The organism is Spirosoma oryzae (assembly GCF_003002825.1).
Classification (GTDB): domain Bacteria; phylum Bacteroidota; class Bacteroidia; order Cytophagales; family Spirosomataceae; genus Spirosoma; species Spirosoma oryzae.
On sequence record NZ_PVTE01000060.1, the window covers coordinates 1 to 7,200 of the forward strand.

Consider the following 7,200-nt stretch of genomic DNA (forward strand, 5'->3'; position numbering starts at 1 on the left):
AACGCGGCCGGCACACCCACCCCCACGGTGCCCTTCAGCATTACGAGTGTGAGTCTGACCGGCTGCGAGCAGGTGACGGCCAGCGAGCGCCGGGTAACGCTGCTGCCCAACTACGCGGGTCTGACGGGAGAGGTCATCCGCTTCCGGGTGGCCAACGAGATCGACGCCACCACGTCGGCTGGTCCCTACAGCCTGCGCTTGTACACTGACAATCCGGTGATCTCCTTGCGGGCTATTCAGGGCAGCGGTGCTGAGGTGAGCTACAGCTACAACTGGCTGGCGGCCTGTACCAACAACGGTCGCATCGGTGTCGTTGCCGAATCAACGCTGGACGTTCGTGTAATCGGCAACCCAATTAACGATGGGCAGGCAGCCGTTGAAGTGCGTGGCGCAGCGGGTCAACCATTGACAATGCAACTGATCGATATGCGCGGTCAGACGGTTGGGCAGCATGCGGTTGAGCAAGCTGGTACGGTCGAGACGCACACATTCGCGGTTGGTCGTCAGCCTGTCGGTACCTTACTGCTGCGTGTTACAACACCAACACAGTCGCAGACAGTCAAACTACTGAAGGTTAACTAAGCGTATTTGTTTACACGGGAAAGCCCGGGTCGGAAACGGCCTGGGCTTTCCTGTTTTCAGCGGGGTGCAAGTGCACGATTGGGTCAATGTGAAGTAGTTGTTAATCAGTGTTATCAGATTGTTAAGTGGTTATTCGTCGTGCAAGTCGTCAGCTATTTTTGTCTACAACTTTCGCTACAGTTCTCCGCTAGCAATCAACTGATTACCGAACACATCCCATTTATTCATGAAGCATTATTTACCCAGTAGGTGGCTAGCTATACTATCCTGTCTCTGTCTGCTTTTTGCCGGTCCGAACGGATGGGCACAACGTTTCTCACCCGGTAATCTAGTTATCTATCGTGTAGGAACGGGAACGGGCGCCCTTTCTGGTAGCGCAACACCCGTGTTTCTGGACGAGTACACCCCGGCGGGTGCTCTGGTTCGTTCGGTTGCCCTGCCAACTACCGCCAGTGGCAGTAATCGTGCATTGACTGCCACTGGTACAGCTACCTCGGAGGGCTTGCTAAGCCGATCATCCGACGGGAAATACCTGTTGTTGACAGGCTATGACGCGGCTATAGGAACCGCGAGTATCAGCAATACGACCAGTGCCAATGTTAATCGCGTCGTTGCGCGAGTGGCCGCAGACGGTACGATAGATGCTAGTACCGCCTTAACGGATTTTTCGTCTGGTAATAATCCACGAAGTGCTATAAGTACGGATGGAACCAGTATTTGGGTAACCGGAGGGTCCGGTGGTATACGCTACACAACGCTTGGCGCTACCACCTCCACCCAATTAAGTACGACTACTATTAACTTACGGCAGGCCAACATTGCCAATGGGCAGTTGTATGTCTCTTCGTCGTCGGGATCAACGCGTGTTGCAACGGTAGGCTCGGGAACACCGACAACGAGTGGGCAGACAATTTCGAATATACCCGGCTTTCCTTCGACAGGAAGTCCTTATGCGTTCTTCTTTGCGGATGTAGATGCAAGCGTACCCGGTGTAGATGTGCTCTATCTGGTCGATGATACGGGTACGGCAGGTGTAGGCGGGATCGTAAAATACTCGCTGGTCAATAATGTCTGGACGTCAAATGGAACGGTGGGGGCAGCGACGGATATCTATCGTGGATTGACCGGTTCACTAACCGGTACAGCCGTAACACTGTATGCTATTCGGAAGGCAGGTGAACTAGTAACGCTAACGGACAATGCTGGTTACAACGGCGCAATCAGTGGTACGCCAACACTACTAGTGACAGCGACTGCCAATACAGCCTTCCGGGGGGTAGCTTTCGCCCCAGCTTCAGCATGCCCAACAATAGCCGCTTCGCTTGGCGGTAACAATACAATCTGCGAAGGTACGTCGACCAACCTGACAGCGACGATTACGGGGGGCACGGGGCCGTATTCGCTGACCTATTCCAATGGGGCAACCAATACGGTTGTCAGCAACTACACGAGTGGATCGAACATCGCTGTTAGCCCCACGGCCAACACGACCTATACACTGGTTAAGGGTACCGACGCTAACGGCTGCGCGGCTACGGTAAGCGGGTCGGCACAGGTGACAGTTAGTCAAAATCCGACCACTGCCAATGCCGGTTCGGCACAGACGATTTTCACCGGACAGTCGGCGACGCTGGCGGCCAATGCACCCACGACGGGTACGGGAATGTGGTCGGTGACGAGTGGCCCCTCGACAGTTGCGTCGCAGTTCAGTGACGTCAGCAGTCCGACGGCGACGTTCACCCCGGCGGGTGGCGTAGGCAACTACGTCCTGACCTGGACAATCAGCAATTCACCCTGTACACCATCGACCAGTACCGTAACGATTACGAAAGCAAACCCCACCGTCAATCTGTCGGTGAGCAGCAACACAGTTTCTGAAGCGGCTCAGACGGCTATCACCGTAACGGCAACGGCTGCGGCTCCGGTAGTCGGTAATCAGACGGTAAATCTAGCCGTAACGGGTACGGGTATAACGTCGGGCGACTACACGCTTAGCAACAACACGATCACGATTCTGAACGGGCAGACAAGCGGCTCGGTCACGTTTACCGTTGTTGACGATAACGCCGTCGAAGGCACCGAAACGGCTACGCTCACCATCAGCAACCCGTCGTCGGGCATTGCGCTGGGCAGTACGGTGGCCCAGACCATCTCGATCACCGACAACGACGTCGCGCCCGGCCTGAGCATCAACGATGTGTCGGCGAACGAAGGAAACAGCGGTACGACCACGTTTACGTTTACAGTCAGTCTGGCAACGCCCGCTCCGGCCGGTGGGGTTAGCTTCAACTATGCGACGGCTGACGGCACGGCGAAAGCGGGTACCGATTACGTCGCAACCAGCGGTACCGGAACGATTCCCGAAGGCAGCAGTACGATCACGATCAGTGTACTGGTCAACGGTAACACGACGTTCGAAGCAGATAAAACGTTTTACGTCAACGTGTCGAACGTGACGGGTGCCAGCGTATCGAAAGGGCAGGGGACAGGAACGATTCTGAACGACGATGTCCAGCCACTACCTGACCTGACCGTCGCCCTGTCGGGACCCGCGTCGGCCACCACCGGGCAGGCATACAGCTACAGTCTTGTTGTAAGCAACAGCGGTACGGCAAATGCTAGCAACGTCTCGGTTGCCTTCACGTTGCCGAACGGAGTAACCTACGCCAGTGCAACGGGTAGTGGTACGTTCGCGGTTACGCAAATCGGAGCAACGGTTTCGTTTACGGGTGGAACGCTGACGCAGGGCAGTAACGCGACACTGATCGTCGGCGTAACGGCGGGCACGGCCGGAACGGTCAGTGTGTCGCCCGGTGCCGCCGTCGCTGATCCGAACAGTACGATTACGGAAAGTAACGAGAACAACAACAGTTCGACGCAGACGGTCACGACGACGGTTGTCGCGCCTAATCGGCCACCCGTGGTGCCGACGCTGCCGAATCAGAGTGGTACCGTTGCGGTCGCCTTTACCTATACGGTGCCCGCCTTCACCGATCCCGAAAACGGGGTGCTGACGTACACAATCACCGGTCTGCCGACTGGACTGACGATCGACAACAGTACCCGCGTCATTTCAGGAACGCCAACGGTAACGGGTACGTCGACGGTAACGGCGGTAGCTACCGACCCGCAGAGCGCAACGGCGGAGGGGACGTTCACCATCACGGTTAACGCCAACCAGGCCCCCGTTGCCCCGACGTTCAGCAACCAGACGGCTACCGTCGGTACGGCCTTCAGCTATGTCGTGCCGGCTTTCACGGACGCCGAAAATCAGGCGCTGATTTATGTCGCATCGGGTGTGCCGTCGCCCCTGACGTTCGACCCGGCTACGCGCACCCTTTCGGGTACGCCGACCGTTGCTGGTACATCGACCATTACCATTACCGCAACCGATCCGGCTATCAATGCAACTAGCGGTTCGTTTAACCTGACGGTGAACTCGGCTCCGGCAGCGGGGGTCATTCGAATCACGGAATATATGTATGCGTCGAACAACGGTGCTGGCAACGGGGTAGGCGAGTTCTTCGAATTGACGAACGTCGGTAACGCGCCTATCGACCTGACGGGCTGGAGTTTTGATGACAACACCCGCCTGCCCGGTTCGTTTGCTATCGGTGGTCTGGGTACGGTTCAGCCCAATGAGTCGGTCATCGTCACGGATGCCACCGACACTCAATTCCGGGCGTTCTGGTACCTCCCCAATTCGGTGAAAGTGATCGGGGGCAGTAACCAGGGCCTGGGCCGTAGTGATGAAATCAATATCTACGACGCATCGAACACGCTCGTAACGCGCCTGACCTACAACGATCAGGGAACCAGTCCGGCGGGAACGGTTCGTACGCAGTTCGTCAGCGCGTGGCCCCAGCGGAACCTGCTTGGTCAGGCCAACACGGCAGGCTGGCAGCTCTCCGTGGCCAACGATGCCCAGAACACATACCTCGCAACGACGGGCGACCTGGGTAATCCGGGTGGCTATTTCATTGCACTGCCCCGCGTAAAAGTTGTTGAGTCGAATGGCACGACAATCGTTACTGAAGGCGGAGCGACCGATACGTATACTGTGGCGCTCAACAGTCAGCCATCGGCCGACGTTACCGTGTCAATCAGCGCGGGTTCGCAGTTGAGCGTTAGTGCATCTACGCTGACCTTTACACCGGCGAATTACAACACGGCGCAAACCGTTACCGTAACGGCTGTCGACGACAATGTGTACCAGGGGGCGCCCCGTTTCGCCACGATTACGCAAACCGTTACGAGCAGCGATGCTACTTATAACGGACTCGTGGCCAGTCCGGTATCGGTTACGATTATTGATAACGACTCGCCCGTCACCAGCCCACCGACGATTCAGGCAGCCGTATCAACGACAGCTTATCTAAGCCTGCCCGTCAGTGGTCAGGGCTACGTTAGCGGGGTGATAAATGACCCGACCGATCCGGCTAAAACGCAGGGTATCAACTTTACGCTCGCCGATACGGATACGGACGTGAACCTGTTGACCGTTACGGCGTCGAGCAACAATGGTAACGCAACGGTCAGTCTGACAGGCTCGGGCAACAGCCGAAACCTGACGATTACACCCGTCAGCGTTGGTTACTCAACGATTACCCTAACTGTCAGCGATGGGGTCAATACCGCAAACTACATCGTCAACTACGCAGCATCGGCAGCTTCGGTAGCGCCCGCTACGACGCGCTTCCACACGGGAACCAGCGATGCATCGACGGCCATTATGGTCGATGCGAATTACATGCTGGTCGGCGACGACGAGAACCAGGTCCTCCGGCTGTATAACCGGCAAAATTCAGGGTTACCCGTCGCTGGCTTCGACTTTACGTCGTCGCTCGGCCTGACCGATCTGTCGGGTGGTGTGCCGCGCGAAGTGGATCTGGAATTGTCGGTGCGGCAGAACAACCGCATTTTCTGGATCGGTTCGGAAAGTAATGCCGATGCGGGTAGTAGCCGCCCGAACCGTAACCGGGTGTACGCAACCGATCTGTCGGGCAGTGGTGCGTCGACGACGCTAAGTTACGTCGGCCGGTACGATCATCTGCGCGACGATATTATCAACTGGGATGTCAACAACGGTCACGGCAAAGGAGCCAACTACTACGGATTGCAGGCGAGCGCAGCCGCCGGCGTAGGGTCGAAGCAGACGAGCGGCTACAACATCGAAGGCGCTGAATTTGCACCGGATGGCAACACGGTTTACCTGGGCTTCCGGGCTCCGCAGGTGCTGCCCGCCAACCGGACAAAAGCGCTCATCGTACCCGTAACCAACCTGACCAGTCTGATCAGCGGACAGGCGCAGGGCGCAGCGACGTTCGGAGCCCCCATCGAACTGGATCTGGGCGGACGGGGTATCCGTGAGATGCGTCGGAACAGCAGCAACCAATATGTCATCATTGCCGGGCCAGCGGGCGACGCGGGTGCATCGCCGAACGATTTCCGCCTGTTTAGCTGGACGGGTAACGCTGGCGATGTACCGGTAGAACGCAATGCCAACCTGACGGCATTGGCCGTAAACGGTAGTTTCGAATCGATTGTCGAGGTACCCGCTTCGCTCGACAACAACACGACGCTGCAACTGCTGGTCGACAATGGCGATGCCGTTTATTACAACGACGGAACGGTGGCCAAGGACTTGGGTCAGAATAATTTTAAGAAGTTTCGCTCGGAACTGGTGTCGCTTGGCTCGCCACTCAACACCGCGCCAGTTGCCACGGTGAATACCAACCAGACGGCTACGGTTGGCACGGCGTTCACGTATACCGTCAATGCATTTACCGATACCGAAACGCCAACCGGCCTGACATATGCAGCGGTAATCGATCCGGCCAACGGACTGTCGTTCGACCCGGCCACCCGGATTATTTCGGGTACGCCAACGGCATCGGGCGTAAGCAGCGTAACCGTGACGGCCACCGATCCGGGTAGTCTGTCAGCTACGACGACGTTTACGATCACGGCTAGTCCAACACCAGTAACAGCATTGACCGTAACGGCCACGGCTAACCCGACCCAGCTCCTGACTTCGGGTAGCACCACCATCACAGCCAGCGTATCGGGGGGGAAGGCCCCCTACAACTACAGCTTCACCGGACCCGGCACCATCACCGCCAACGGCAACACCGCTACGGTCGCGGGCCTGCCAGCCGGTGAGCAGACCCTCACCGTCACGGTAACCGATGCCACGACGCCCACCGCCCAGACCAGCTTCACTACCGTCAGCCTGACGGTGACTCACGCTGGCAACCCCACGGTACCCTTCAGCATTACCAGCGTGAGTTTGACCGGCTGCGAACAGGTGACGGCCAGCGAGCGCCGGGTAACGCTGCTGCCCAACTACGCGGGCCTGACGGGAGAGACCATCCGCTTCCGGGTGGCCAACGAGATCGACGCCACCACGTCGGCTGGTCCCTACACCCTGCGCTTGTACACTGACAATCCGGTGATCTCCTTGCGGGCTATCCAGGGCAGCGGTGCTGAGGTGAGCTACAGCTACAATTGGCTGGCGGCCTGCACCAGCACGAGTCCGGCCAACACCGCCCCCGTGGCGGTGGCCAACGCTGACCAGAGCGCCACGGTGGGCAGCGCCTTCAGCTACACGGTCAAGGC

General features: G+C 57.8%; 2 protein-coding genes. Both read left to right on the forward strand.

Annotated elements, in window-relative coordinates:
- On the forward strand, positions 1–582 hold a 582-nt coding region (locus CLV58_RS27705; RefSeq protein ID WP_146141572.1), incomplete at its 5' end, for a T9SS type A sorting domain-containing protein.
- A gap of 226 nt (positions 583–808) precedes the next feature.
- Positions 809–7,200, forward strand: a 6,392-nt coding sequence (locus tag CLV58_RS27710) for a putative Ig domain-containing protein (RefSeq protein WP_211300920.1), incomplete at its 3' end; no start/stop codon positions are given.